The 26,839-nt window shown below is 40.9% G+C and carries 25 protein-coding genes and 1 tRNA gene; 2 read left to right on the top strand and 24 right to left on the bottom strand.

Translation table 11 applies throughout. The features are described from left to right. Positions 1–22 precede the first annotated feature (22 nt). Positions 23–1,369: a glutathione-disulfide reductase gene (gene gorA, locus ACWOEX_RS00970; protein ID WP_455297395.1), complete on the bottom strand. Its 1,347-nt coding sequence runs from the start codon at positions 1,367–1,369 to the stop codon at positions 23–25. A gap of 176 nt (positions 1,370–1,545) precedes the next feature. Between gorA and ACWOEX_RS00965 the strand changes: the two genes are divergently transcribed. Continuing rightward, positions 1,546–2,754, top strand: coding sequence for an O-antigen ligase family protein (locus ACWOEX_RS00965; RefSeq protein ID WP_455297394.1), 1,209 nt, complete (start codon positions 1,546–1,548; stop codon positions 2,752–2,754). Between the two features lie 122 nt (positions 2,755–2,876). Here the strand turns inward: ACWOEX_RS00965 and ACWOEX_RS00960 are convergent, their stop codons facing one another. The 11 genes from ACWOEX_RS00960 to rbsK form a co-directional block, all read right to left on the bottom strand. Then, positions 2,877–5,255, bottom strand: a complete 2,379-nt coding sequence (locus ACWOEX_RS00960; protein WP_455297644.1) for a phosphoketolase family protein — start codon at positions 5,253–5,255, stop codon at positions 2,877–2,879. A gap of 87 nt (positions 5,256–5,342) precedes the next feature. After that, the gene (locus ACWOEX_RS00955; protein WP_455297393.1) at positions 5,343–6,281 is read right to left on the bottom strand and encodes a sugar-binding transcriptional regulator; all 939 of its coding nucleotides are present in this window, start codon (positions 6,279–6,281) and stop codon (positions 5,343–5,345) included. A 76-nt stretch (positions 6,282–6,357) separates the two neighbouring features. Then, positions 6,358–8,256, bottom strand: coding sequence for a M13 family metallopeptidase (locus tag ACWOEX_RS00950; protein WP_455297392.1), 1,899 nt, complete (start codon positions 8,254–8,256; stop codon positions 6,358–6,360). An 83-nt stretch (positions 8,257–8,339) separates the two neighbouring features. Beyond that, a complete protein-coding gene (locus ACWOEX_RS00945) occupies positions 8,340–9,653 on the bottom strand; it encodes an FtsW/RodA/SpoVE family cell cycle protein (RefSeq protein WP_455297391.1) in 1,314 nt (437 codons plus the stop codon). Beyond that, entirely contained in the window at positions 9,650–10,621 is a 972-nt protein-coding gene (locus ACWOEX_RS00940) for a YihY/virulence factor BrkB family protein (protein WP_455297390.1), read from the bottom strand. The genes ACWOEX_RS00945 and ACWOEX_RS00940 overlap by 4 nt, the downstream gene beginning before the upstream one ends. Positions 10,622–10,746: 125 nt before the next feature. After that, on the bottom strand, positions 10,747–11,319 hold the full coding sequence (locus ACWOEX_RS00935) for a hypothetical protein (RefSeq protein WP_455297389.1): 573 nt from the start codon (positions 11,317–11,319) through the stop codon (positions 10,747–10,749). Positions 11,320–11,426: 107 nt separating this feature from the next. Beyond that, positions 11,427–12,167 carry an acyl-[acyl-carrier-protein] thioesterase gene (locus ACWOEX_RS00930; protein ID WP_455297388.1) on the bottom strand — a complete coding sequence of 247 codons (741 nt, stop codon included), beginning with the start codon at positions 12,165–12,167 and terminating at the stop codon, positions 11,427–11,429. Between the two features lie 132 nt (positions 12,168–12,299). After that, positions 12,300–13,349: a hypothetical protein gene (locus tag ACWOEX_RS00925; RefSeq protein ID WP_455297387.1), complete on the bottom strand. Its 1,050-nt coding sequence runs from the start codon at positions 13,347–13,349 to the stop codon at positions 12,300–12,302. Positions 13,350–13,503: 154 nt separating this feature from the next. Beyond that, complete coding sequence (gene rbsU, locus ACWOEX_RS00920; RefSeq protein ID WP_455297386.1) at positions 13,504–14,394, bottom strand: ribose/proton symporter RbsU; 891 nt, start codon at positions 14,392–14,394, stop codon at positions 13,504–13,506. Positions 14,395–14,422: 28 nt separating this feature from the next. Then, entirely contained in the window at positions 14,423–14,818 is a 396-nt protein-coding gene (gene rbsD / locus ACWOEX_RS00915; protein ID WP_455297385.1) for a D-ribose pyranase, read from the bottom strand. Between the two features lie 12 nt (positions 14,819–14,830). Further along, positions 14,831–15,745 carry a ribokinase gene (rbsK, locus tag ACWOEX_RS00910; protein WP_455297384.1) on the bottom strand — a complete coding sequence of 305 codons (915 nt, stop codon included), beginning with the start codon at positions 15,743–15,745 and terminating at the stop codon, positions 14,831–14,833. 180 nt (positions 15,746–15,925) lie between these two features. Between rbsK and ACWOEX_RS00905 the strand changes: the two genes are divergently transcribed. After that, a tRNA-Arg gene (locus ACWOEX_RS00905) sits at positions 15,926–15,999 on the top strand. 103 nt (positions 16,000–16,102) lie between these two features. Here the strand turns inward: ACWOEX_RS00905 and ACWOEX_RS00900 are convergent. The 12 genes from ACWOEX_RS00900 to efp form a co-directional block, all read right to left on the bottom strand. Continuing rightward, positions 16,103–16,936 (bottom strand): MetQ/NlpA family ABC transporter substrate-binding protein, encoded by an 834-nt coding sequence (locus tag ACWOEX_RS00900; protein ID WP_455297383.1) that lies wholly within the window; start codon positions 16,934–16,936, stop codon positions 16,103–16,105. 94 nt (positions 16,937–17,030) lie between these two features. Continuing rightward, complete coding sequence (hflX, locus tag ACWOEX_RS00895) at positions 17,031–18,269, bottom strand: GTPase HflX (RefSeq protein ID WP_455297642.1); 1,239 nt, start codon at positions 18,267–18,269, stop codon at positions 17,031–17,033. Further along, complete coding sequence (gene miaA / locus ACWOEX_RS00890; RefSeq protein WP_455297382.1) at positions 18,269–19,231, bottom strand: tRNA (adenosine(37)-N6)-dimethylallyltransferase MiaA; 963 nt, start codon at positions 19,229–19,231, stop codon at positions 18,269–18,271. The genes hflX and miaA overlap by 1 nt, the downstream gene beginning before the upstream one ends. 4 nt (positions 19,232–19,235) lie before the next feature. Then, on the bottom strand, positions 19,236–20,933 hold the full coding sequence (recN, locus tag ACWOEX_RS00885; protein ID WP_455297381.1) for a DNA repair protein RecN: 1,698 nt from the start codon (positions 20,931–20,933) through the stop codon (positions 19,236–19,238). Positions 20,934–20,958: 25 nt separating this feature from the next. Next, positions 20,959–21,774 (bottom strand): TlyA family RNA methyltransferase, encoded by an 816-nt coding sequence (locus ACWOEX_RS00880; protein ID WP_455297380.1) that lies wholly within the window; start codon positions 21,772–21,774, stop codon positions 20,959–20,961. A gap of 31 nt (positions 21,775–21,805) precedes the next feature. After that, the gene (locus ACWOEX_RS00875) at positions 21,806–22,684 is read right to left on the bottom strand and encodes a polyprenyl synthetase family protein (protein ID WP_455297379.1); all 879 of its coding nucleotides are present in this window, start codon (positions 22,682–22,684) and stop codon (positions 21,806–21,808) included. A gap of 6 nt (positions 22,685–22,690) precedes the next feature. Further along, on the bottom strand, positions 22,691–22,936 hold the full coding sequence (xseB, locus tag ACWOEX_RS00870) for an exodeoxyribonuclease VII small subunit (protein ID WP_455297378.1): 246 nt from the start codon (positions 22,934–22,936) through the stop codon (positions 22,691–22,693). Between the two features lie 11 nt (positions 22,937–22,947). After that, a complete protein-coding gene (xseA, locus tag ACWOEX_RS00865; protein WP_455297377.1) occupies positions 22,948–24,294 on the bottom strand; it encodes an exodeoxyribonuclease VII large subunit in 1,347 nt (448 codons plus the stop codon). Then, the gene (locus tag ACWOEX_RS00860) at positions 24,287–25,135 is read right to left on the bottom strand and encodes a bifunctional 5,10-methylenetetrahydrofolate dehydrogenase/5,10-methenyltetrahydrofolate cyclohydrolase (protein ID WP_455297376.1); all 849 of its coding nucleotides are present in this window, start codon (positions 25,133–25,135) and stop codon (positions 24,287–24,289) included. Before ACWOEX_RS00860 ends, xseA begins: the two co-directional genes overlap by 8 nt. A gap of 72 nt (positions 25,136–25,207) precedes the next feature. After that, positions 25,208–25,753: a transcription antitermination factor NusB gene (gene nusB, locus ACWOEX_RS00855; RefSeq protein WP_455297375.1), complete on the bottom strand. Its 546-nt coding sequence runs from the start codon at positions 25,751–25,753 to the stop codon at positions 25,208–25,210. Positions 25,754–25,768: 15 nt separating this feature from the next. Further along, on the bottom strand, positions 25,769–26,137 hold the full coding sequence (locus ACWOEX_RS00850; RefSeq protein ID WP_455297374.1) for an Asp23/Gls24 family envelope stress response protein: 369 nt from the start codon (positions 26,135–26,137) through the stop codon (positions 25,769–25,771). A 34-nt stretch (positions 26,138–26,171) separates the two neighbouring features. Further along, on the bottom strand, positions 26,172–26,729 hold the full coding sequence (efp, locus tag ACWOEX_RS00845) for an elongation factor P (RefSeq protein WP_455297373.1): 558 nt from the start codon (positions 26,727–26,729) through the stop codon (positions 26,172–26,174). Positions 26,730–26,839 lie beyond the last annotated feature (110 nt).

Below are 26,839 nucleotides of genomic sequence, written 5' to 3'. Positions count from 1 at the left end.
ATGTTTTTTATCTTTCGTTATATTAGCGCATCGTAACAAATTCTTCACTGCTGGTTGGATGAATTGCAATAGTACGGTCAAAGTCCGCTTTCGTTGCGCCCATCTGAATCGCTACAGCGAAGCCTTCAATCATTTCAGCGACATCGCTACCGATGCCCCAGAGTCCAACGACACGTTCATCTTCACCGACCGTAACAAGCTTCATAATCGTCTGCTCACGATGATCACCTAAGCCGGTACGCATTGTTGTAAAGCGACTACGATAGACTTTAATTGGTTGGTCGGCATATTTCTCACGCGCCTGTTCTTCACTCAATCCAACTTTACCAATTTCTGGGTGCGTGAAGAGTACAGTTGGTACACCTTCATAATCCACACGGAAAGGTTCAGCATCATTAAATAGTTCATCCGCCAACGTACGTCCCGCTTTAATAGCGACTGGGGTCAAGTCAGCTTTACCGATAATATCCCCTAAGGCATAAACACCTTCAACGTTCGTACGGTGATACGCATTAACTTTCACGTGACCGCATTCCGTTAACTCCACATCTGTATTTTCAATACCGATTCGATCTGTATTTGGTCGACGTCCAACGGCATACAAGACCCGTTCGGCATCGACGCTGTCACCTTCTTCAAATGCGACGGTGTAGCCTTTATCTTGTTGTTTAATGCTGGACACATTGTGGTTCTTCAAGATATGAATACCAGCACCTTCCATATGCTCAACCAATTTCTCAATAATTTCTTGATCGAAACTACGCATTGGTAAGTCATGGCGAATAACTAAGGTCGTATCAACACCAAGCCCATTTAACAAGCCGGCAATTTCCAACGCCACATAACCTGCACCGACTAATACCACAGATTCTGGTAAGTCCTCCCACGTAAAGAAATCATCAGAAGTCTCTACATACTCAATTCCTTCCTCATCTGGCAAGGCAATATGTGAACCAGCTGTGATGGCGATATGTGGTGCTGTATAAGTCTCATCTCCGACACGAAGCGTATGATTATCTACAAATTCAGCATGACCTTTCAAAAATTCAGTACCGCGGGATTCAAAACCATTAAAATATGATTGATGCGTACGTGCAATATATGCTTCACGATTCTTCTTCATTACATGATAGTCAAAGCCATCAATAGTGGATGTAATCCCGAAATCTGCAGCGTATAAACGCGTATTATTTATCAATTGTGAACCAAACCAAGCAATCTTTTTAGGAACACAACCACGGTTTACACATGTCCCACCGACTGCATCTTCCTCAATAATTAATGACTTTGCGCCATATTCAGCAGCACGGTTAGCAGAGGCAATTCCCCCACTCCCGCCGCCGATAACGATAAAATCATATGTCTTCATATATTTCACCTCGCTCCTAGTGTAACACATTTTCATTCAATAATTTTCAAGAGAAGTTTTCACAATCATTTCTTAATATTCCTTGAAAATTATCAAAAACACTTTGCCGATTCACTAAAAATCGAGTAAAGTAGATAGGACCGATTATTTTTACGCAAAAGGTGGCTAATTGTTTCATGGAACCAAAATTGTCGTGGCATTTACAGCATATCTTGCTGATCTTATTATTAATTGGGTTAATGCTACCCTTTTATATGGGATTGATCATTTTTTTGGTTATCTTAGCGATCCTATTCTTTTCACATATGCTCTCAGACAGTTTGCTGCCTGAACAACCACTCGAAACCATTCTCTGGTTATTTATTTTCTATAGTTTGGTCATCGCGATTATTAATTTGAATGCGGCCGGTGTGCTTGTTTCACTCGCTGTACTCGTTGCGATGATATTTTTCAATTACTATACGAAAAATGTACGGCCGTCCTTTCTAGAAACGCTAATCGATTTCCTCGTTGGCGCTAGTATGCTGCTATCCGTATTTGCAATACTTGAGTACCTAAAGGTTATTCCGCAGTGGAACTATACATTCATCTCTGAAGCTTTAGCACGTACATGGAGTAATCGTTCCGAAGCAACCTTTTTTAATCCGAATTACTACGCAATGATGCTGGAATTTTTCCTAACCGCTATCATTTATCGTTTTGTCGAATCCAAGAATAAAAAGCATAAACTCGCTTATCTACTAATTGGTAGTCTAAACGTGACAGCAGTGTTACTGACTGGTAGCCGAACACCATTCATGGTCATCCCAGTCGTCATGTTCATCTTCCTATACATTACTGGATATAAGAAGCAAGCGATCGGCGGTGTCGGTGCTGTCGCACTGCTACTTGTGATTGCTGGTATCCTCGGTTACTTGCCACGTATTGATAGTATTGAATGGGCGCTCGCCGATCGTATAAGTATCTGGATCAATGCCTTACGAGGTATTCGCGATAATTTTTGGTTTGGCCAAGGATTCATGCCATATATGCATTTATCAACGTATTATGGTTATCCTTTCAAACCCCATTCTCATAATCTCTATCTTGAGATCTTATTGAGTTTTGGTGTCATCGGTTCATCCCTATTCGCCATGCCAGTTGTACATATGACTCGCTTAATTAATGCGCTACGTGCCTATCCGACACTCAGGCCACAGCTCGCACTCTATTGTAGTATGATCGCTTGCGTGCTTGTGCACGGAATTATGGATGTGCCTATTCTATGGTTCCAAACAGGCTTCGTCTTCTTATTTGTCATTCTCACCGCACCGAACGTGTATCGCTATGCCAGTACACATCAACTCGGTGATGACCCCTATCCATTACGTCACTTAGATGAGTGATCAACTAACCAAAAAAGGCTCCTGCAATCAGCGCAGGAGCCTTTTCTGTGTTGTTTGTATTGTTTTTGTTGTTAGGTTTGTTAAGTATTTGTTGTGTTGTTATGAGTGATAGATATTAGTTATTATTGGTCATTCGCATTAGACAAAGGTTTAAACTTCCAATCCTTCACTTCTGGGAGGTCTTCGCCATATTCACGGATATATTTACGGTGTTTAGCAAGCAGTGCTGCTTGTTCATCGATAAAAGCTTGCTCTTCTGAACCGTAGATAATTTCCGCTGCCTGTTTTGCTAAGTGGAAACGATCTAATTCATTAAGTACACGCATATCGAAAGGCGTTGTAATATCCCCTTCTTCTAAGTAGCCGTGAACGTATAATGAACGATTGTGGCGCTTGAAGAACGCTAATTTGATCATGTCCGTGTAACCGTGGAAACTAAAGATTACAGGGACATCAGCAGTAAAGAATTTATCGAACGTTTCATCATCAAGACCACGTGGGTCGTCAGATGGATGACGCAATTTCAATACATCCTGAACATAGATATAACGGATCTTCAAATCTGGGAATGCTGCGTTCAAAATTTGAATCGCTGCGAGAGCTTCCATATTTGATTCCACACCTGATGCAGCGAAAACAATGTCTGGTTTTTCACCATTATCGGTAGATGCCCAATCGACCACCATCAAACCGTCTTTAGCTAGCTGTTCAGCTTCTTCAATAGAATAGAATTGTGGACGTAAATGTTTAGAACCAACGACTAAGTTGATACGTTGCTTCGTATCTAAGACATTTTCTTTCATCAAGGCAAGCATCGTATTGGTATCTGCTGGCAAGTATTCACGAATGAATTTCGGCTGCTTCTCAGATAAGTGTGTCAAGATACCTGGATCCTGATGCGTGTAGCCATTGTGATCCTGTTGGAACGCATACGATGTTGAGATCAAGTTCAACGCATTGTACGGTTGACGCCATTCCAATTCGTCAGACTGACGCATAAATTTGAAATGCTGCGTAATCATTGAGTCAACGACACGTAAGAATGATTCGTATGAATCAAAGATACCGTAACGTCCTGTCATCGTATATGTTTCCAACAAACCTTCTGCTTGGTGTTCAGAAAGCTGTGAGTCAATGACACGACCTTCTGAACTGATGTTAGAATCGTAATCTGCTTTGATACCTTCTAACCATTGACGTTGTGTGACACGCCATACTGCACTCAAGCGGTTAGAGTCATTTTCGTCTGGTGAGAACATACGGAAGTTGTCCGGATTTGCTTCAATAACTTTTGCGAAGTACTCACCCAGCGATGTCATGTCGGAGTTATCCACTTTACCACGTTCAGAGACATCGATAGCTAAATCTTTCCAGTCTGGTAAAACCAATGGCTTAGGATCGATTCCACCATTAACAAGTGGGTTCATCGCCATACGTTTGGTGCCTTGCGGTGCAATTGATGTCAAAATTTCTTTTGGACGGCCCTCAGCATCAAATAATTCTTCTGGACGGTATGATTTCAACCATGCTTCTAATTCTTCTGCACGTCCAAAGTCATTTTCAGAAACGGCAATCGGCACTTGGTGTGCACGGTAACCACCTTCAATACGTTCATGATCACTACCTTTAGGACCTGTCCATCCTTTAGGTGTGCGTAATACCAATACTGGCCAATGTGGCATCGTCTGTTCAGAAGCTGGTTTCTTAGTCGCTTCTTCTTTGATGGATTGAATTTCTTCAACAATCTTGTCCATCGTTTCCGCCATGATCGGGTGAATTTTCTCTGGATCTTCACCTTCAACGAAGTATGGTTTCCATCCTAAGCCTTCAAGGTAAAGACGTAATTCTTCATCAGATTTACGTGTAAAAATGGTTGGGTTCGCAATTTTAGCACCGTTCAAGTTCCAAATTGGTAATACAACCCCGTCGTTTACCGGATTCAGTAAAACGTTGATCAACCAACCAGCTTGAAGTGGACCACTTTCAGACTCACCGTCACCGATCACCGCTGCTGCAATTTGATCTGGATGATCGAGCACTGCCCCCGCAGCATGACTCAAGACGTAACCGAGTTCCCCACCTTCGTGAATTGAACCCGGTGTTTGAGCTGTTGCGTGTGATCCAATACCTCCTGGGAATGAGAAGTGCTTATTGAACTTGTTCAATCCCGCTTCATCCTGCGTATATTCAGGGTAACGTTCAGTGTAAGAGCCATCTAAGTAAGAATTCGCAACCATTACCTGGCCACCGTGACCTGGGCCTTCAAAGTAAGACATATTGAGGTCGTATTTATTGATGACACGGTTCAAATGGGCATAGATAAAGTTCTGGTTAGCGAGCGTCCCCCAGTGACCAATCGGATTTCTTTTTACATCGGATGGTTGTAATGGACGTTTTAATAGTGCATTATCTTTTAAATACATTTCGGTAACGCCCAAAAAGTTAGCGGCGCGCCACCAAGCATCAACTTGTTTTAAGTATTCTTCAGAATCAAAATTCATCATGACTGATCCCTCCCAAATTTCAGTTCACTAGTATTGTAATGGAATTTTTGTAATTTGTCAAAGCTGTTGTCAAATGTTAAAAATCTATTTGTTAATAATCTGTTCTGCAATGGTGTTGGTGGTAACGATGGTCTTTACCAAATGATTATCCAAAGCGATACGTACAGCTTCTGCTTTTTCGTCGCCGTATACAACCGTCATTACGTTCCCAATCGCTTGAATATCTTCCAATGTCATGCCAAGCACGGAGCGATTGACATCATTATCGAGCTCTTGCCCGTTTTGATCGTAAAAGCGTGAATTAATAACACCTCGCGCTCCCTGCGCTTGCAATTGTGCGTACTGTTCATCATTAATGTAACCAATGCGGCGCATATTCTGCTCCTGAGCTAATGATGATAAACCGACTAAAGCGAGATCTACATGTTTACCCTCTTCAAGGACGCGCTGAATCGCATGATTACCAGCTAGCTCATTGAGGATCCCTTGATTAGAAACCAGTGCCGGCGCATAAAGATACTTCGCCTTGCAGCGCATTTTACGAGCCAGATCGTAAGACAGCTGATTGGACTGTATATCGAAATAATCATCACTCAGTCCCCCAATTAAAGAAATCACCTCAGCTTCTGGGCAATTCACATATGGAAAAGCATCTACCATATGTCTGAGTGAGTTCCCCCAAGAGATACCGATATGTTGATAATCAGCAATGATGTGTTTTAGGTACAACGCCGCCTGTTGACTCACGCGTTTTTTAATATCTTCTGATTTCAGATCGCTCGTATCCACTACCACCGCTTCTTTCAAGCCAAACTGGTGCTCAAGTTGACGCTCAAGATGGGCTGTATAAATCGATTCGCTCTTGATAATTACTTCAATCACACCACGTTCGCGCGCATCTTTTAAATACTTGGCAATTAATGAGCGTGAAACGCCACGCGCCTTAGCAATCGCTGCTTGTGTCATCCCTTCTTCATAGTACATTGAGGCAATTTTAATTAATTCATGATCTGATACTGACATATGCTTCCTTTCTCTTCCCGTCAAAAAAAGGTCGACACCACCGTCGACCTTTAGTTATTCCAATCGTTACATGAGATTACCAGATAACCACACGTTTTTCAGGTGCTAAGTACATTTGATCACCTGGTTGCACATCAAATACTTCATAGAAAGCATCCATATTCTGCGGCTGTTTGTTCGCACGCCAGTAAGCAGGTGCATGCACGTCCACATTCAATAACATATCCTGATATTCTGGACGCATCTTGCTGCACCATACTTTTGCCCAATTGATAAAGAATGCTTGGGCATCACGTTCATCTTCACTCATCGCACGCCATGCTGCATTTAATCCACCAGCATCTGCAATATTTTCAGAAACCGTTAATTTACCATTCACTTGGCCATCACCGAGTGGCAAGCCTTCAAACTCTTGAATCATGGCTTCAGATTTTTTGCGGAAGACCTTATAGTCATTATCCGTCCACCAATTGTTCAGGTTACCATGTTCATCAAACTGCGCACCGTTATTATCAAAAGCGTGTGAGATTTCGTGACCGATCACTGCACCGATACCACCGAAGTTTTCACTCGCAGACTGTTCGAGACTGTAGAATGGTGCTTGTAGAATCGCAGCTGGGAAACAGATTAAGTTGCCGCTTGGATTGTAATAAGCGTTAACCATTTCTGCACTCATTCCCCATTCTGTTGGGTCTACTTTATCGTGCCAACGATCGAAATCACGGCGGATGAATAGCGCATTAAAGCGACGCGTATTCTCATAAAGCGAAGCTTCTTCATCAACAGTAAGACGATGATAAACTTCGGGTGCATCATCTGGATAACCGATCAGAATATCCATGGCATTCAATTTAACAATGGCTTTTTCGATAGTATCTTCTGACAACCATTCGTTAGAAGAAAGACGTGTCTTATATACCTCAATCATGGCTTTCACCATTTCTTCAACGTCTTTTCTCGCTTCTGGACCAAAGTACTTCTTACCGTAGTAACATCCGATCACTTGATCATATACGGTGGTTGTTAAATTAAAGGCATTCTTAATCTGTGATGGTGCTTCAGGACTACCGGAGAGCGTTAAATCAAAACGAGCCCCCGCTTGACGTAATTCTTCCGAAAGCATGCCAGATGCTCCGCTGATGAGGTTAACTAATAACCAACCTTTTAGTGCTTCAAAATGTTCTGGTATCAAGATCTCATTGAAGCGTTCAAAGTATTCAGGTGTTGAAATCACAACTTTTTCTGGCTTGTCACCCACTAAATCTTCAAATAACTGTGTGAAAGACAAATGTTTAGCGTAATCTTCAACTTCATCCAAAGTGCGTGGGTTGTACATTTTCACATAGTCAGCCATATCTTCGTGACTGCGTGTACGTGGCCAGATGAAACCATCAAATTCGATCGCTTTCTGAACCCAAAGACCGGCATCCGTAGTGGTAAATCCGGCAAGCTTCAGTAATTCAGTCATACATTGACGGTAAACGTCTAGTAATTGATCGCCCTTTGGATTATTGTAGAAGTTTTTGTCCGGCAAAATCGTTGATGGCTGTGACAGCATTAATTCATAGATTTCGGTGTTTTTCATATCTGGCTGTACACCAATATCGAATGGTACGGATTTTCCAGCGAGTACAGCATCTTTAGCGTATGATTGGAAATCTTCAATACTATTCAATGCAATAATTTTATCCATTTCAGCTTGGAGTGGTTCAGCACCCTCGGCATTGCGACGCTCGAAGTCTTGCGCTAGCTGATAGAACTTCGTCATTTCACGTTGATCATCATTTTCTGGTGCAATGTCACCCTTCGCAAATTTTTCAAGATCCGCCATCAATAATTCTTCAATATTGTCACGCAGTTCATGAAAACCTCCGGCTGCTGGTTTATCGTCAGGAATTACTGCCTGTTCGATCCATTCACCGTTAACCGCTTGGTATAAATCTTCTCGAATTGCTTCATGATTAATTTCTGTCATTCGTAACACTCCACTCTACTGTAAAGTAATGATTAATACGTATCATATCATAGAAAACAATATAATGATACAATTCTGACATTTTATAAAAACTGGCGAACTTTCGCATTAATATGCGTCTCCGACCAATTGGATAATTTGCGCATATTTTTCGTCACGGGACGCTCCAATAATTGTTTTTCTGATAAGCCGTCGTTGAACTTGATCGATAAAACAAAACCTACACACAACATGTTCATAATAATGGCGGACCCACCTTGCGAAATGAATGGTAGCGGAATACCCGTTAACGGCAAGAGACCAATGGACATGCCGACATTTTCAATAATATGAAAAGCAAACATCACAGCAATGGCTGTCACACCAGTAATCCAGAAACTATCGTACGTATCGTATGCAATAGAAAGCATCTGGAACAAGAGTACAAAGAACATTAATAGAACTGCACTGGCGCCAATGAACCCGAAGTTTTCACCGATTGTGGCAAAAATCATATCAGACTCACGCACAGGTACGTACACTTCAAAATTACCGAGCCCCTTCCCAAAGAATTGACCAGAACCAATCGCTTTTAAACTCTGACTCAACTGGTAACTTTCCTGACGTGTATTGTCGAAAGGACGTAACCAAGAATCGATACGTGCAAATTGATAATCTTTAAATCCTAAGTAGTACAAAACTTCACGATCATAAATCACGAAGAATAGTAATAGCCCAAAGATAACAATTAAAGTGACAGCAATCGGCAAAATAATACGCCAATTGACACCGGAAATGAAGACACAGCCTGTATACATAACGAGAAAGACGAGCGTCGTCCCTAAATCGCCTTGAAGGATCACTAACGCCATTGGGAGTAGTGTCCATAGCGTAAGTTTCCCGATAAATTTAAGATCCCATTTCACTTGCCACTTCACCGAATGATCGACGTATGCTTGCGTCCCACAGTCATCCATATATTGATCAACTAACCTTGCCATCATTAATAAATAGAGAAACTTAACAATTTCAGAGGGTTGGAACGTAAAACTACCGATAGCAAACCAACTTTTAGCCCCCGTATAAGCCGCCATTGTTCGACTGTAGAAAAATAAAACGAGAATGAGCAGTAACATTCCGAACGCGTAACCGATCGGTGCTAGTTGGTACCACGTTTTCTTATCCAATAGCATGGCTAATAACGCAAACCCTGTACCAAACGCAAACCAAACAAATTGTAAAAGTGTTTGTCGCCATGACGCATTCCCGTTGTAGAGGAAAGTCGTCGAAAAAATAGATACGAGACTAACCAGCATGAGTAAACCGACCGTAATTAAAACCGTTTTATCTAAACGTTCATGCTTGCGTAAGCCTGTATTTTTTCCACGAACGCCCCGCATTTCGCGTTCACGTTTCATCGATTATCCCTCCCATACATTTGATGATCTACCGCAGCGTCAACAGAACCTTTCAGTCGATGTTCCGCATATACTGGATTGAAATGCTTAGAATCTGTAAAGCGATGTGTTGTGCGATTTTTGCGGAAGAAATCTTGATAATGGTCTACACGGTAATAAATAACGTTAACGATAGCACCGATGATAATGACAATCCCATTCAAGAAAAGATATAACATCAAACTGATAAAGATTCCTAGCGTCGTATTGCTGACGTTTGAACCACCAAGAAAACGCACGAATACTCCAAATAGCATACTCAAAAGAAGTGATAGTACGGCAGCAACAGCAGCTCCCGCAAAACTATAGCGAAACTTTCGATAAACATTCGGAATGAACCAGTAAATGAATGTAAACATAAATAACAACGTGACAAACATCATTGGCAACTGTAAAGAAAGTATATTTCCAATGAGATTAACTAATGTGCCCGATAAACGAAGGTAATTATCTAGCCATATAAAGATCGTTTCCCCAAAGATATATACCACACCGATCGCACCAACAGCGGCTACCAATAGCACAGTTACTAAGAAAGAAAACAAACGGACGACAATCGGATTACCAACACTTGGCTTCTGATACACACGATTCATTGTCCGTTGCAACGCGGAAAAACCGGCGGACGCCGACCAGATTGCTAAAACCAATGAAATAGAAATCGCTCCAGTGCTCACCGTTTCTAGATAACTGGAAAAAATTGGTAACAGTAGTGGCTCAACTTGATCTGGCACGAATTCTGTCAAGATATTCAATAACACTTGGTGATCAAATGGGAGCAACGGAATAATACTCGCCAATAACAATAAAATTGGTAATAAAGATAACAGTGAATAATATGCTAATTCAGCAGCACTTGAACCTACTGCAGCATCTTGGAATGTTTTCATAACAATTGGAACATAGCGTTCCATTTTTTGCTTATTCATCAATGCGAAACACCTTTCTTGCACAAATTCACCGTTAATCATAGCTTAATGACACGGTATTTTTCAACAATAACAAAAATGTTCCTAGCACCTTTCATAGTACTAGGAACATTTGTTACCCCATTTTATAAATTATTCCACTGTCCCGTCAGAAGATCTTTTTCTTTAAGTGATTCCGTTGATAAATCATATTGGAAAAGACCAACTAAATTAGCTATCGATTGGCCGTTAGGTGCATCGCGACGTACCTCAACTTGTAAAGTATTCTCATCAACCGTATTGACTGAGAAGTAATACCCGGGTGAACGATACATATTATTCGTTGACTGGTGCACCTTCGCTAAAACTTGTTCAACAAGCTGTTGATCAACCGCCCCGTTACCGACTGATGCACTATTTTGATCTGTTGGTGCAGTCGATGATGGTTCTTCATTCACATCGGCTTTGGCTGTTTGATGAGATGTGGACTGCTCCGACACTTCTTGCATAGCCTCACTGTCTGCCGACGATATCGCTTCACCATTCTGTATAGGTTGATCGACAGATTGATGCGTTTCTACTTCACTTTCAGAAGATGATATCGACTGCGTAGTCGGTGCAGATTGATAAGATACTTGTGCTTCATTGCTATTACTACAACCAGAAATGATTAACAGTGTCCCCAAACCCACTGTCAATGCTGAATTCATTAAACGCATGATTCCCCTCCGCACATTTTAATTTTCGCGGTAATCATACCATATTTACAAGCCTATATGGGCGGTATTTACGGTTTTAATAAACCTTTAATAATTACCATATACTGTTAGCGATTCACCCAGTCAATCTTGAATTTTGCAAAAACTTTATGATCATTACGGAACTGATGATCAGTCGTGAATACACCATCTTTTTCTTCTAGATCAGTACGTTCAATTCGCACGGGCTCACCATCTAAAATCTCATGTTCATATTTGATAACGATTCGGCGATAAGCGTATTTTTCATGCCATACTAATCCCATTTCATCGAGTAACCAGCGACCGTAAACCGCATTCCCAACGTGACCGTTACTATCAAGATCTGCATAACGCGTTTGCCGTGCTTCCGAATGTGTTGGCTCAATTTTCTTCGGTAGTTTCACGACATCTTTATTACGCCCAACATATTGTGTTTGGTACGCCTCAATATAGTTTTCAGGCACACGTACAATTTTACGTTTATCTTTATCTACTAATGTGTAAGTCGTCTCTACATGAACAATCTCTTCACCAGCTTCATTGACTACGGAGTATGAACGGTAACAGAAATAATGATTATAGCCCCATATTTCAGTGTTAACCGTAATATGATCATCTAAAGTCGGCAATTCCTTAACTTGAATATCGTGCTGTGTCACGACCCATAAATAGTTTTGATATATTTCGCTATCCATCGCAATGTGTGTGTTGTTGTGCATCGTTGACGTCGCCGTTAGCATTGCCAATAAAGCATCCAGACGCCATTCATTAAAACGATCACACATTGAATAATCAATCGTATAACTCTGTGAAAAAATCTCAGCCATTTTTTCTATACCCTCACTTATCCATCGCCTTTTCTTGTTCATTCTATCACTCGGTTAGCATGACTTCAAAATATGCGTTCAAAAAAAGCAACGCCGAAACGTTGCTTTTCATCATTATATTTATTACGCGTTTTATTCGTAACGTTTTGCACGTTGTTCATGCATTGAGTTAACAGAGAAGTTAACACCCAACGTACCACCGAATGTTGATAACGCTGCACCAATAATTAAACCAACGAATACCCAAATGAAACCTTTTGAGATCGTATTGGTTGCTTCGTTAGCACCGGCTTTGGCGTTGTTTGCTAAACGGTCAATGTCTGCTTGAAGCTGAGTAGCTGTTTCACTCAATTGTTGAGAAGCCGTTTGGATACCGTTACGTAATCCCTCAGCAGCTGTTTGATAACCTTCAACTAAGTTATCTGTAGCCTGTGTTGCTTCATCCGGTGTCATCGTCGTGTTTTGAGCGATTGCGTTAGCGACTGCATCACGATCTACAGATTCAGCAATATTCTCGACACGTTCTTCTAATTGCGATTGTGTCTCTGAAATAATAGTGTCGGCGTTCTCTGGATTAACGAGAATATCCTTAGCCGCCTGACCGATATCAGACGTTGCACCATCCATTTGATCAGATAAGTATTCCGGTTGTAATTCTGGGATATCAGTTGTCACCAAAACTTGGTTGACCTGTTCTGTCAATGAATCAATATCTTCCTGGTTGACGGAGATGTTGTCAGAAACTGCACTGATACCATTAGATACCGCATTAGAAGCGGTTTGTGCAACGGAACCAACTGCTTGGCCCCCAACGTTCAACACTGTACCAGCTGCGGAAAGTGCAGACATCGTTAACCAACCGAGTAAAACAACAAAAGCAATTAAACTAGTGCCCCATGTTAAGAATCCGTGTAAGTGACCAGCGCGACGAGCAGTAGCACCAGCGATAAAACCAGCACCTAAGAAAGCCAAGATAAATTCAACCACTAGCCAAATCGCTTGCCACATACCAATACCTTCGAAAGCGTTAGGTTGCGTTGGATTAAATTGTCCGAAACCTAACGCAGAACCTACCATTGAGAGCGTAATAAGCAGCGCAATGAACGTCACTACACCTGCAAATACCGCACCCCATGACAAGCTGCGACCAGCTTCATCACGCGTGTAATCTGCATGCATCATAATAATTCCTCCTATATACGTTTAATAAAAGATACCAACACACTCACTGTACCTGTTTTGTATTTGATATTCAAGCAAGTACTTCCTTAGCGATGCGCGATTTAACTTCCCTGTACGGTACCTACCTTTTGAATGATCGGAGGAATACCATTAATTATAAAATCACTGTGATTCCAGCTGCTGCAATAATGAGAACCAACCCAATAATCGTAATTCCCATTTCTTTCTTGGTCTTTTCTTCACCTAAGAACCAAATACCTGTCAATGTTGCGAGCACAACAGAAGTCTGTGACAAAATAAATCCAGTTGCTAAACCGTTCATATCTGGCTGTGCAGAAATTAAGTAGGTTAACGCTGCAAAAGCGAAGAAGAAACCTGGCAGAATGTGTTTGTAGGATGTGACTTCTTTTAATGCTAATGGTTCATGATTTTTTATATTAACGAGCAAGACATATCCTAACGCGCCGAGAACCATTCCCATTGATTGCGGTAAGAATGCTTGCATACCACTGATGCTGCTAGCCTGCGGTGCAGCAGAGTATCCCCAGTAACCAATCACACCAACCGCAAGAAGCATGACAGCTTTTTTGAGGTTATCAGCATTCTGTTGTGAGCGTGTATCTTCCGTCCAAACCGTCATCGATGCCCCAACGATAATCAGCACTAAAGCGAGCGTCCCCAGTAATTTTGCAGTAATTCCTGGCCAGTTACCTAATGCAATTACACCCCATAATGCGTTAGCAATTAATTGGAAGGCAGTTGTAATTGGCATCGCACGTGAGGACCCAACCAAAGTAAATGATTGGAACGTAATACTTTGTGCAATCGCCCAACTCATTCCAGAAATAATCGATAGGAACAGGTCCAATCCTGTTGGCAAGTTAATATCTGCGACCAGGTTAAATACAATCGCAAAGATCAATGTTCCAAGTGTGGATCCTAAAATTTGATTAGCAGGACGGCCACCAATTTTCGCTGCAATGGTTGGGTAGAACCCCCAGCCGATTACCGGACCGAGACCGATTAGAAGCGCTGTTAAATTCACTATTATTCCCCTTTCTGATTCCTTGATATTAGAATATTACGCCACTTTCTAGCAAGATGTTAGCATACGGCGTCATTTCTCCAGTACGGATAAATGCATGCGTATCTTTCAATGATGCCTTCATTTCAGTATGTGGAATAAAAGTAATCGGCATATCTGGCAAACGCTTTTTAATATTTTCAAGCATTTCGGGGTTTTCGGTTTTAATTTCTTCAGCTAAAAAGATGCGCTGAACTTCGAGTTCTTCGAGCACATTGTTCAATACATCCATGAAGCTCGGAATACCATTATCGACCGCCAAATCAATCTTTTCAGTTCCCATCGGTACAGGCATCCCTGCATCACCGATGCTCAATGTGTCAAAGTGTCCCATCTGTGCAATCACACGGGAAATATCTGAGTTGATCACTTTACTTTTCTTCATAGTATCTCTCCTCTATTCGTCAGTTAATTCTTTTTGATACGGAATGGATGGTTGTGCACCGTAACGTTGCACGGTAAGTGATGATGCTTTATTGCCGTATTTAATCGCTGTCTTCAAATTACTAAAGTCTTTTTCTAAGACACTCACCATTGCACCGATAAACGTATCACCAGCAGCTGTCGTATCAACAGCAGACACTTTAAAGGCTGGCACAATACCACTTTCTCCGTCTGCTAATGAATAGAAAGCACCTTTACTACCGATTGTAATAATAACGACTTGAACACCTAAACTGTGAAGGGCATCTGCCGCTTCCTGCAAGCTATCTTCATCATTTACGGTGATACCAGTTAAAATTTCTGTTTCTGTTTCATTCGGAATAATAATATCTGTCACACGTAATAGTTCCTCAGGCACTTCTTCTAGTGCAGGAGCAGGATTTAAAATCGTTTTTACCCCTGTTTCATGTGCCAGTGAGAAAGCTTTAATCGTACTATCCAAAGCACTCTCAAATTGTGCAACGACAAAGTCACTCTCTTGAATTAAATGCTTGTACTGTTCGACATCTTCTGGTGTAAAAGCAGTATTAGCACCCGAGTGGATCATAATGCTGTTTTCTCCTTGATCGTCAACAGTAATGTATGCACGGCCTGTCGCTTGCTTCTCTAAAGTCTGTACACCTGTCAGATCAATCCCTTCATCGAGAAGTAAATCTTTCAACATATCACCTGCTGAATCATTACCAACAGCACCGATGAAGCGTGTATTGGCACCTGAACGTTGTGCAGCAACTGCCTGGTTAGCACCTTTACCACCACCTGCAGAAAAAATCTCTTCTGTATGGATAGTTTCACCTGGTTTTGGCATATATTTCACACGAATGGTGCGGTCAAAATTGATACTCCCAATTACCGTAATGGTATTCATAATGTATACTCCATTCTAATTTAATAGTTATAAACAAGGAGATTAATATAGCATAGTGGGAATGCGGTTTCAACGAAAACTCAAAAGATTATTAATTGTGATTAGCTAGATTATTCGTACAATAAGCTAATATCTTGACTTTCAAATTCTTTTTTGCTAGAGTAACAGTTGTGTGAATTACTCGAGGTAGCTCAGTTGGATAGAGCAACGGTCTTCTAAACCGTCGGTCGCGGGTTCGAATCCCACTCTCGAGATGATAGTTGATTAAGCATCGTAGCTTCCTTGCTGCGGTGCTTTTTTATTTTATGAAATATAAATAAAAAAGAAGCAAATCAATTTTGCCTCTCTTCAATCGATTTATTCATGTATTTTATCCCAAACAGGTAAATACTGACCTTTACCAACTTCTTCTAATTTTTCGGCTACATCATCAGCTTGATAGAGCGATACAATTTTTTGATAAGTCGTATTACCTTTATCTTCTGGTCTTACTGCAATTAAATTGAAACGATCTTTAGGAATTTCATCAATATATTCAATATCACTATATATGGCATCATCAATAGATAATCCTGCATCTACAGCGAATTGTCCACCAATATTTGCAACATCAACATCCTGAAGCATTGCGGGCGCTTGTGGTGAATCCACAGCAACAAATTGAATATGTCGAGGATTTTCAATAATATCGTCTGTCGATGCCTGCAACCCTTTACCCTCTTCTATTTTAATTAATCCAAGTTTTTCAAACGCCAGTAGTGCACGACCTTGGATCGACGGTTCTTTAGGAATCAATGCTTTTCCATATGAAGGGATATCTGTAACATCATCCAATTTATCCGAAAAAATATAGAGTGGTGTAATGAAAGTTAAACCAATTGATTGTAAATTTTCATCATGTCCCTTGTTCCACTCATCAAGATACTGACCATGCTGGAAAGCATTCATGTCAACAGATCCATCCGCTAGCGCAATATTCGGCTGAACGTAATCATTCATTTTAATAACCTGTAAATCAATCCCCTCTTTTTGGGCCTTTTCTGCTACATAGTTCCATACCGTAGCTTCTCCATCACCCACTACAGCAACTTTAACTTCCTCAGGTTGTTGAACTGATTTCAGTGCACCACATCCTGTTAGCAATAACAAACTGATAGCAACCAAACCTAAAAATTTTTTTACGTTTTTCAAAATCATCACACCTTTCACAGCAATGAATAGAGTGTAATCTATTTTTAATCAAAAACACGCATTAATAACGATAATGCGTGTTCGTTTATAACTATCAATCATTTATTAACAGCTGATGAACCAGCTCATCCGAACAATAAGCAATCAAGTGATAATTATTTGTAGTTTCATCATAGTCCATCGTATCGATATAGACACGATCCGAGAATGACAGCCATTGCCCTATATCTTTAGCATCAACCGATTGATCAATTGTGGTGTATTGTTTCTTTAATTGTTCAACAATCAACTGATTTAATCTCTCTAAATCTTCTGGTTGCTTAGCTGATATCTTGAGCGATTCTGGTTGCACACGCAAGATATCGGTAGATTCTGAGACTTGATCCATCTTATTATAGATATAACACTTTGGAATATGACCAATTGCCATATCGTTTAAAATATCATCGATTACTTCTTGATGACGATCAGCATATGGACTAGAGGCATCAATGACAATGAGCAACAAATCCACAGCCATACTCTCTTCCAATGTTGAATGAAACGCATCGATTAACATTGGTGGTAGATCTTGAATCACACCGACCGTATCTGTGAGCGATAATTTAAAATGATTTTCTAATGCATAGGTTCGTGTGAGCGGTGATAGTGTCGCAAACAATTCATCCTTCTCATAAGTCTCCGCCTGCGCTAATCCATTGATGATGGTTGATTTACCAGCATTGGTATAACCGAATAATCCAACTCTAAACAATTGACTATCTTCACGTTTTTTACGATTTAATATACGATTAGCTGCTACTTGCTTCAGCGCTTTTTCAATCTGATTGATTTCATTGCGAATCACACGGCGATCCGTTTCCAGCTTTGTTTCTCCTGGTCCACGCGTCCCAATTCCCCCACCGAGTCTCGAGAGAACATTACCTAGTCCCTGAATACGAGGTAGTAAATATTTCTTCTGAGCGAGCGCCACTTGCAATTTAGCTTCTTTAGTACGTGCATGCATGGAGAAAATATCTAAAATCAGCTGAATACGGTCGATGACAGAGACACCCAGCAGTTCTTGTAAGTTACGATTCTGAGATGGACTTAACGATTGATAAAAAATCACTAATTCACTATCTGTCGCTTGAATGCGTCGTTTAATTTCCTGTACTTTTCCACTACCAACTAAAGATTTTGGATCCATTTGGTCGCGTTTTTGGATGATAGTCTCAACGACTTCACCACCAGCAGTTTGAACTAATTGTTCAAATTCTTCCTGCTGCATCGCTGCGCGTTCTGAATCAACGGGTGTCTGTAAGACGTTAACGAGAATCACACGTTCCTTCATCAAGTATCAACCTCCTGTCCCTGAGCTAAGAATCCTTGTATATCTTTTAATAGCTGCTGCTCTGCGTCTGGATATTGTACCAAATCGTAGCGATGTCCTTGCGGCAGTCGGTGACGTAGCCAAGTCAGTTGGCGTTTCGCATAACGACGCGAATGTGTCTTTAATATCTCCACACCCTCTTCCAAAGACTGTTCACCTCTGAGATAAGGGAATAACTCCTTATACCCAATGGCCTGTAGCGATTGATGATCCGGCGCGATAGGCTGGTCGAGTAACCAACGCGCTTCATCTAATAAACCATCATTAATCATTAACGAAACACGTTGATTGATACGCTGATAAAGCAACTCGCGATCCGTATTCAAAACAATTAAATGATAGTCATAAAGCGCCGGTCTATCATGCTTATCCTCAGACTGATCCGATAGCTTATGATCCGTGAATGTCGCTACTTCAAGCGCACGAATAACACGTCGAACATTATTTGGGTGAATGTTTTCTGCAGATTTCGGATCAATTTCCTGTAGTTTGTGATGAAGTGCCTCAACACCTTGGGTATCCGCGAATTGCTGCATTTCTTTCCGAAATACAGGATGCGGTGCATCTTTACCAAGTTGAAATCCAAATAACAAACTTTCGAGATAAAGCCCTGAGCCTCCCACAATAATAGGCACCTTCCCACGTGAGACAATAGCTTCAATCCTCTCTCTCACCTCAGGAATAAATGTTGAGACTGTTGACGCTTTCGTAAGCGGATGATAATTGAAAAGGTGATGCGGTACCGCCTTTTTTTCTTCAGGTGTAGGTGCTGCCGTCCCAATCGTCAAACCTTCATAAATTTGCATCGAATCGACATTGACCACTTCTCCAGAAAATTTTTGTGCGATCTTAATACCTGTTGCCGTCTTTCCAACTGCTGTAGGGCCTGCAATGACAATAATTTTGATTTTTTCTGATGACACGCCCTCATCCTTTCAATTGTCGACGTTCAGCCTCAGCTTGTTTCAACTGTTCTCTAGCTGCCACACGACTAACATCTGTAATCTGTTCTCCTGATTGCATACGCGCAATCTGTGTCACACGCTCGTCCTCAGTTAATTGTTTAATTTGTGTGGACGTACGTTCATCGTTCGCGATTTTGGTAATAAGCAATTGATAGTCTGCAATCGCAGCAACTTGTGCCAAATGACTGATACACAACACTTGTGATCCCTCTGAAATCAAGTACATCTTATGTGCCATCGCTTTGGCCACACGCCCGCTAACACCAGTATCGACCTCATCAAAGATAATTGCTGTGCCGCCTTTAGACATCTGAAAAATCGTTTTAATGGCTAACATAATACGAGACATTTCCCCACCACTAGCGATTTTATGCAGCGGTTTAAACGGTTCTCCTTGGTTAGCTGATAGATAAAATATCACATTGTCTTTGCCACCTTTAGTGAATGCTTTAGTTTCTTCAAAATTCACTTTAAAGTGCGCATGCTCCATGTAAAGATCCTGTAACTGCTGATCAATCGCTTCACTGAGTGTTTTTGCGATGTCTTTACGTTTTTGATGTAAGGCGATCGCTGTCTCTTTCATTTCAGAAATCTGCGCCTTTAGCTGGCGATTCAAATCATCGGACCGCTGTTCTTGATGCGTCAGATCATCCATTTCTTTGCGCGCTTGTTCAGCATACTTTAAAATCTCTTCTTCCGTACTACCGTATTTGCGCTTGAGATTTTGAATCACATTAAGTCGCAACTCAATTTGGTTGAGTCGCTCTGGATCATATGATAGTTCCTCTAAAGCATGATTGATATCCGAAGCCAATCCCTCAATCCCATAATAGAGACCTTCAGATTGTTGATAGAATTTCTGATAATTGTCATCAATTGTTTCAATATCACTCAATGATGAGACTGTCTCACTCAATGCATCATAAGCATTACTTGATGATTGCATGAGTGCATTACTCGAGGCTGTCAATGCTTGAACAACGCGTTCATAATTCTTTAATTGTGTGCGCTCATTGACTAATCGCTCTTCTTCACCCACTTCAAGTTGTTCTTTTTCGATATCATCAATTTGGAATTGCAATAAGTCCATTCGTTGTGCGGTTTCTTGATCATTTAAGGTCAATTGATTTAATTGCTGTTTCAAATCTCGATATCTCGCATACTGCTCTTGATAAACATCAAGCAGTGGTTGAATCTCAGCGGAATCATAGCTATCTAATAATGACAGATGCCATTTAGGATCCATTAATGTCTGATGCTCATTTTGACCATGAATATCAACAATATACTTGCCGAGTTGCCGTAATGCGGTGACAGTCAGAGAGACACCATTGACTTTAACGGTATTACGTCCATTACGCTCTACTTTACGCATAATTTGGATCTGCTGATCATCGAATGGGATATGCCAGTTAGCCATTAATGCCTCTGCTTCTGGATCAATATGTGGCATGAAAAACATACCGGTAAGTAGGAAGTAATCTTCACCATATCGAATATAATCGGCAGATCCTCTACCACCGATCAACAATCCCACCGCATCAATAATAATCGATTTACCGGCACCAGTTTCACCAGTTAAAACCGTCATTCCATCCTCAAAATCAACAGATAATTGATCAATAATCGCAAAATTTTCAATTCTAAGATTCTGAAGCAACTGGCTCTCCTCCTTGTCACATCACCTATTTAAAATGCGCATGCGCTTCATCAACAACCGCTCTGATCGAAATTGTATCGGAAAGTTGTCCTTTCTCTGATTCAGCGCGTCTGAAATAACCTAAAAATTCAATATTCCCTGTTCCACCAGTGATTGGTGAATAGGTTAAATCTAAGACATCAAATCCTGAATTTATTGCATACTCAAAAGTCTGTGTGATCACTTCAGTATGAATTTTCTTATCATGCACGATGCCTTTTTTACCAACTTTATCGCGTCCCGCTTCAAACTGTGGCTTAATCAAAGCAACTACCGGTGCATCTGCAGGGACAATCGTCTTTAGTGGTGGGAAAATCATCGACAAACTAATAAACGACACATCCGTCACAGCCATATCTGGTTGACCTGCTGTAAAATCTTCAGGCTGACTATAGCGGAAATTCGTTTGCTCCATAACCGTGACTCTCGGATCGTTTCGTAACTTCCACACTAATTGATTAGTCCCCACATCTAACGCGTAGCAGTGGACCGCGCCTCCTTGCAAGGCAACGTCCGTAAAGCCCCCAGTCGAAGAACCGATGTCTAAAACGTTATGCCCCTCGATATCGATATTAAAGCTCTTTAATGCTTTTTCTAATTTCAAACCACCACGGGAAACGTAAGGCAACGGATTACCTTTTTGATGCAATTCATGATCTACTGTAATCTTCTGTCCCGGTTTATCGAGACGCTGTTGATTTTGGTCATAAATTTCACCTGCCATAATCAAGCGCTTTGCTTTTTCTCTCGAGTCTGTAATGTCTTGTGCAACAACAAGTACATCGACACGTTCTTTCTGCAAAGGTTATCCCTCCTCTCTCAAGTACTTTATCTTATAATGCGAGATATTCTAAGAAACCTTTCACTAATTCAAGATCAAAATCTGGATATTCCTCCGCAATACTACCTAAGCAATGGCGACACGCTTTAATTTTTTCTGACAATGCTTCTTTAGCACCTTCAACGCCGAGAATACCTGGATAAGTATTTTTTTCTAAATCTGCGTCACTGTGCGCCTGCTTACCGCGTGCTTCATCTGTCCACAAGACTTCTTGAAGATCATTATGAATCTGGTAAGCTACACCATAATGTGTTGCGAATTCTAAACACTGTTGCTGAATTTTGTCAGAAGCCTCAGCAAGTATTGCTGCTGATAGAATGCTGAAGCTGATCAATTCGCCTGTTTTGTAATGATGTAGTGCTTCTAATTGATCACGCGCAATCGTTGTCCCTCCTAACATAATATCTTGCATCTGCCCTTCAACCATTCCATCTGGCCCAGAAGCCTCAGCAAGCATATGAATTAGCTGCACTTTATTTTCTGGAGTAATATCTTTCACATCTGAGATATATTGGAATGCATAAGTTAATAGAGCATCGCCAGCAAGAATAGCCGTAGCTTCATCATACTTCTTGTGTACACTCAACTCACCACGACGGTAATCATCATTATCCATTGCTGGCAAGTCATCATGAATCAGAGAATACGTGTGCACATACTCGATAGCTGGCGAAAAACGCAGAGCTGTATCAAAATCCCCACCGAGCGCTTGAGTAAACGCTAAAGTTAACAATGGACGAACATGTTTGCCACCTGTGGATAATGCGTAATCCATTGCTTCTTTTAATTTTGTATTTTCTAGTCTGAATGGACGACGACATTCTTGTTCAATAGCATACATGTATTTTTCTCTGAAAGCTTCTAATTTCATTTTGGCTTACTCCGATCTTTGTTGTGGGTCACGGTCAAAATTTTCAAGTTCATCATTATCATTGATCAGCTGTGTGACCTTATTTTCAGCTTTTTCAAGGGTATCGTTACAATAAGCAACTAATTTTACGCCTTCTTGAAATTCCTGCATAGATTCTTGAAGTGATAATTTCCCACTCTGTAGACGATTAATGATTGTTTCAATGCGTGTTAGGGCATCTTCTAAAGCTAACTGTTTCTGTTCTTCAGCCATGATCTTCTCCTTTAGATTTCAGGTTTAGGAAACTTTTCTAAAATTTCTGTGCGTACACTCCCATCAGAAAAAGTCACATTCAATTGCTCGCCGACAGCCAGATCTTGACTTTTTACGACAGGTTTACCTTCATGAGTGGCATAAGCATAACCATTTCCAAGACGTTTCAGCGGTGAGAGAAGATCTAATTGATTCGATGCATTTTGTAAACGATGTGTCATCGCTGTCAAGTGTGATGTCATCGCATAGTTTAACTTCTGTTCATCGCTCGCTAAACGATTTCTAAATCGGTATAGTCGTTCTTTCGGATCGTTCTGCCGTAACTGCTCTGTGAGTTGTGTCAGATGTTTTTGCTGTTTCTGAATCGATCGATTCATTGCGTCTTGTAGACGTCCTTCGATGATACTAACGTGTTGATAACGCTCATCAAATAAGCGTTTAGGTGATTGGAACACTGTTGTACGTTTTAAGGCATCTAATTGCTCGCGATAACGTTTCAGTATCACTTGTTGACGTTGGAACAATAATTGCCGATCGCGTTGAATTTGTAACAACACGTCCGAAAGGTTTGGTGTCGCTAATTCTGCAGCTGCGGTTGGCGTTGCTGCTCGTTGGTCCGCCACATAATCAATTAATGTTGTATCTGTTTCGTGACCAACACTCGTAATAACGGGGGTCTTCATCGCAGCGACTGTACGCGCCAGTCGCTCATCATTGAATCCCCATAAGTCCTCAATTGAGCCCCCACCACGTCCGACAATCACAGTGTCGTAGTGTCCATCATCTTCAACCCGTTTTAGGTTGTGTGTCAAACTCGATGCAGCACGCTCCCCTTGCACAACTGTTGGATACAAAACTAGCTGTACTTTGGGATAGCGACGATGAACAGTTGTCATGATATCTTCAATAACAGCTCCGGATTGTGAAGTTAACACCGCAATTCGTTTCGGAAACTTTGGAATAGACTGTTTAGGCAGATCAAATAATCCTTCATTCCGCAGTTTCTTTTTTAGTTGTTCATACGCCGCATAAAGCGCACCAATTCCGTCTGGTTGGATACTCTCCACAGCTATCTGATACTGTCCGCGCGCTTCATATACCGAAACATGGCCAGTCACGAGGACTTTCATGCCTTCCTCTAAATCAAATGATAAGCGCCTAAATATCGAAGGAAAAATCGTTGCTGTAATCTCCGATTGCTCATCTTTAATCTGAAAAAACTGTGTTCTTCCTGGTCGTGGATGGTAGTTAGAGATCTCTCCTGTCAAGAAAACTTTTTCTAAATAGGGATCACGATCGAATTTCGCCTTGATGTAACGCGTCAATTGCGTGACAGATAAATATTCTTTTTCAGCCATGACCTCGCTCCAATCGTTCGACTAATTGATCAATCATCATCACATTCGTCACAGGCCCAACACCACCAGGAACGGGAGACAGCGCACCAGCTACCTCTTCAACTCCTGAGGTAGCAACATCGCCTTGAATCTTGCCTTGATCATCGTAAGTTGTTCCAATATCAATGACGGTCGCTCCCGATTTAATCATATCGCCAGTTATTAATCCTGGATGGCCGGCTGCAACGCAGAGGATATCGGCTTGCCGCGTGATTGATTTTAAATCTTCAGATTTTGAATGTGCGATAGTCACCGTCGCATCATCATTGAGAAGTAATAAGCTGAGCGCTTTACCAACGAGTGGACTGCGACCAATGACAACCGCATGTTTTCCAGCTATCGGAATGCGATAGTGCTTTAGTAAGGCAATGACTGCACGCGGCGTATTAGGAATTAAACCGCTATGCTGAGCCATTAAACAACCTAAATTTTCGTGAATCTGACCATCAATGTCTTTGTCAACTGCAATATGATTAATAATCACTTCCTGATCGAGGGAATCCGGTAGTGGTAAACCGATCATAATTCCATGTACTGACTGATCGTTATTGAGCGATTCTATTTGTTGAATAACATCCGCTGTCGTTACCTCTGAAGAAAAACTCAGCAGTTCATAACTCATTCCTAAATTGTTAGCTAGCCTTGCATTATTTTTAAAGTAATGTTTACTTGGCGTATCATCCGCGCAATATAAACCAACAACTTTTGGAAAGATTCCTTGTTGATTTAATTTAGCAATTCGTATTTTAAGCGATTCTTTTAGTACATTTACTAATGGTTTTCCGAGTAACTCTTCAGCCATTATTTTTCTCCTTAAACAAAAAGGATTGACGGTGTTACAACGCACTATCAATCCTCCTATACATTATCCAAATTATATTTCTTCAATCATTTTTGACAATACACCATTGATGAATCGACGTGAACGCTGATCACTATATAACTTGCATAATGTTAATGCCTGATCGACAGCTACAACATTGGGAACTTTGCTCTCTGATTCATAATGAATCTCATAAGCAGCAATTTCTAAAATCAAACGATTCACACGCTCGAGACGGTTTACTGACCATTTTCCTTCTATGAAACGATCGAGAGCTTCATCGATTTTTTCACGATTTGTTTCCACTCCCATCACCAATGTTTCAAGATATTCAGGTACTGAATGATCATCATTTGATCTAATATCATAAAGCGTCGATGTGATCTGGTTTGCTTCAACGTCTTCAACACGTTCTGCCGAAACTTGCGGTACATCTTTCGCATCTTCAACAGTACTAAAAGTTACCATTGGCTGGAATAGTTCCGTATTTTCAGTAACAAACGCGAAGGTATCATCTATGCTTTTTTCTGTGTTATACCAGCGCTGGTATAATGTGAGCAATGCAATCTCACGAACTTGTGCTAAACCTAATGCCATGCATCCACCCACTATCTAACCGGCACGATCAACAATAATATCTTCGACATAAATACGAATCTCATCGATTGTAACTTCTGTCATTTCCTGAATTTGTTCAAACAAAAATTCTTGTAATTTAATAATTGTCTGTGGAATATCTGGACGATAGTAGGCATCAATAATTACGTCGAGAACTAATGCGCCCTCTTCTTCATGCAACATGACACCACGATCATATCCTAAGAAGCCAGAAATTGTTGAACGATACCAACCAACTGGCGCTAATTCAGAAAAACGCTTAATGGCTTCGAGAGCAATCGTTTCAATCACGTCTGGAGAAATGCGTACACTTCCAAGATCATCATGATTTACCAATGCTTCTGTTGCTTCTAATTTGGCCATCAGTATCTCTCCTCTCTGTTTTTTCTACTTCACACTAGGCACGAGAAATGTAGGCACCGTCTGTGGTATTAACAACTAATTTGTCACCTTCATCAACAAAGAAAGGTACATTAACAACAAGTCCCGTTTCCATTGTTGCAGGTTTAGTACCACCTGATGCGGTATTACCTTTAATGCCCGGTTCAGTTTCCTTAACAGTCAATTCAACCGTCTTTGGTAATTCAAGTCCGATAACTTCGCCTTCGTATGTGATAACACTAACGATCATGTTTTCGAGTAAGTAGTTCAATTCGTCTTTGATTACTGAACCATCAATTTCTATCTGTTCGTAAGTTTCGGTATTCATGAAGACATGTGAATCACCAGCAGCGTAAAGATATTGCATTTCGCTGTTTTCGATATGTGCGGTTTCTACTTTTTCCCCTGCACGCCATGTCTTTTCAGTTACTGCACCTGAGCGAAGATTTTTCAATTTGGAGCGGACAAATGCGCTACCCTTTCCCGGTTTAACGTGTTGGAACTCTATCACGCGATAGATATTGCCTTTATCTTGAATTGTTAAACCATTTTTAAAATCATTTGTCGTAATCATATAAAAATTCCTCCTAAATTGTGCCTTCGCACGTCTGATACCATTATACCAACGTTAAGAAAACTGTAAACAATTCTTATGTAGAATTATTTATACACCCATAATTTTTC

The organism is Aerococcus vaginalis, from assembly GCF_053762225.1.
This window is presented reverse-complemented; position numbering and strand designations above follow the sequence as displayed.

What these genes read in the sequence shown, in the direction of transcription:
- ACWOEX_RS00935 (WP_455297389.1), bottom strand. Translation starts at nt 11,319, where the DNA reads ATGCGTTTAATGAATTCAGCATTGACAGTGGGTTTGGGGACACTGTTA.
- ACWOEX_RS00930 (WP_455297388.1), bottom strand. Translation starts at nt 12,167, where the DNA reads ATGGCTGAGATTTTTTCACAGAGTTATACGATTGATTATTCAATGTGT.
- ACWOEX_RS00945 (WP_455297391.1), bottom strand. Translation starts at nt 9,653, where the DNA reads ATGAAACGTGAACGCGAAATGCGGGGCGTTCGTGGAAAAAATACAGGC.
- ACWOEX_RS00965 (WP_455297394.1), top strand. Translation starts at nt 1,546, where the DNA reads ATGGAACCAAAATTGTCGTGGCATTTACAGCATATCTTGCTGATCTTA.
- ACWOEX_RS00950 (WP_455297392.1), bottom strand. Translation starts at nt 8,256, where the DNA reads ATGACAGAAATTAATCATGAAGCAATTCGAGAAGATTTATACCAAGCG.
- ACWOEX_RS00925 (WP_455297387.1), bottom strand. Translation starts at nt 13,349, where the DNA reads ATGATGCATGCAGATTACACGCGTGATGAAGCTGGTCGCAGCTTGTCA.
- hflX (WP_455297642.1), bottom strand. Translation starts at nt 18,269, where the DNA reads ATGAAGGAACGTGTGATTCTCGTTAACGTCTTACAGACACCCGTTGAT.
- ACWOEX_RS00940 (WP_455297390.1), bottom strand. Translation starts at nt 10,621, where the DNA reads ATGAATAAGCAAAAAATGGAACGCTATGTTCCAATTGTTATGAAAACA.
- ACWOEX_RS00875 (WP_455297379.1), bottom strand. Translation starts at nt 22,684, where the DNA reads ATGAAATTAGAAGCTTTCAGAGAAAAATACATGTATGCTATTGAACAA.
- ACWOEX_RS00955 (WP_455297393.1), bottom strand. Translation starts at nt 6,281, where the DNA reads ATGTCAGTATCAGATCATGAATTAATTAAAATTGCCTCAATGTACTAT.
- efp (WP_455297373.1), bottom strand. Translation starts at nt 26,729, where the DNA reads ATGATTACGACAAATGATTTTAAAAATGGTTTAACAATTCAAGATAAA.
- xseB (WP_455297378.1), bottom strand. Translation starts at nt 22,936, where the DNA reads ATGGCTGAAGAACAGAAACAGTTAGCTTTAGAAGATGCCCTAACACGC.
- gorA (WP_455297395.1), bottom strand. Translation starts at nt 1,369, where the DNA reads ATGAAGACATATGATTTTATCGTTATCGGCGGCGGGAGTGGGGGAATT.
- ACWOEX_RS00960 (WP_455297644.1), bottom strand. Translation starts at nt 5,255, where the DNA reads ATGAATTTTGATTCTGAAGAATACTTAAAACAAGTTGATGCTTGGTGG.
- ACWOEX_RS00850 (WP_455297374.1), bottom strand. Translation starts at nt 26,137, where the DNA reads ATGGCCAAATTAGAAGCAACAGAAGCATTGGTAAATCATGATGATCTT.
- rbsD (WP_455297385.1), bottom strand. Translation starts at nt 14,818, where the DNA reads ATGAAGAAAAGTAAAGTGATCAACTCAGATATTTCCCGTGTGATTGCA.
- xseA (WP_455297377.1), bottom strand. Translation starts at nt 24,294, where the DNA reads ATGGCTGAAAAAGAATATTTATCTGTCACGCAATTGACGCGTTACATC.
- nusB (WP_455297375.1), bottom strand. Translation starts at nt 25,753, where the DNA reads ATGGCATTAGGTTTAGCACAAGTTCGTGAGATTGCATTGCTCACATTA.
- rbsK (WP_455297384.1), bottom strand. Translation starts at nt 15,745, where the DNA reads ATGAATACCATTACGGTAATTGGGAGTATCAATTTTGACCGCACCATT.
- ACWOEX_RS00860 (WP_455297376.1), bottom strand. Translation starts at nt 25,135, where the DNA reads ATGGCTGAAGAGTTACTCGGAAAACCATTAGTAAATGTACTAAAAGAA.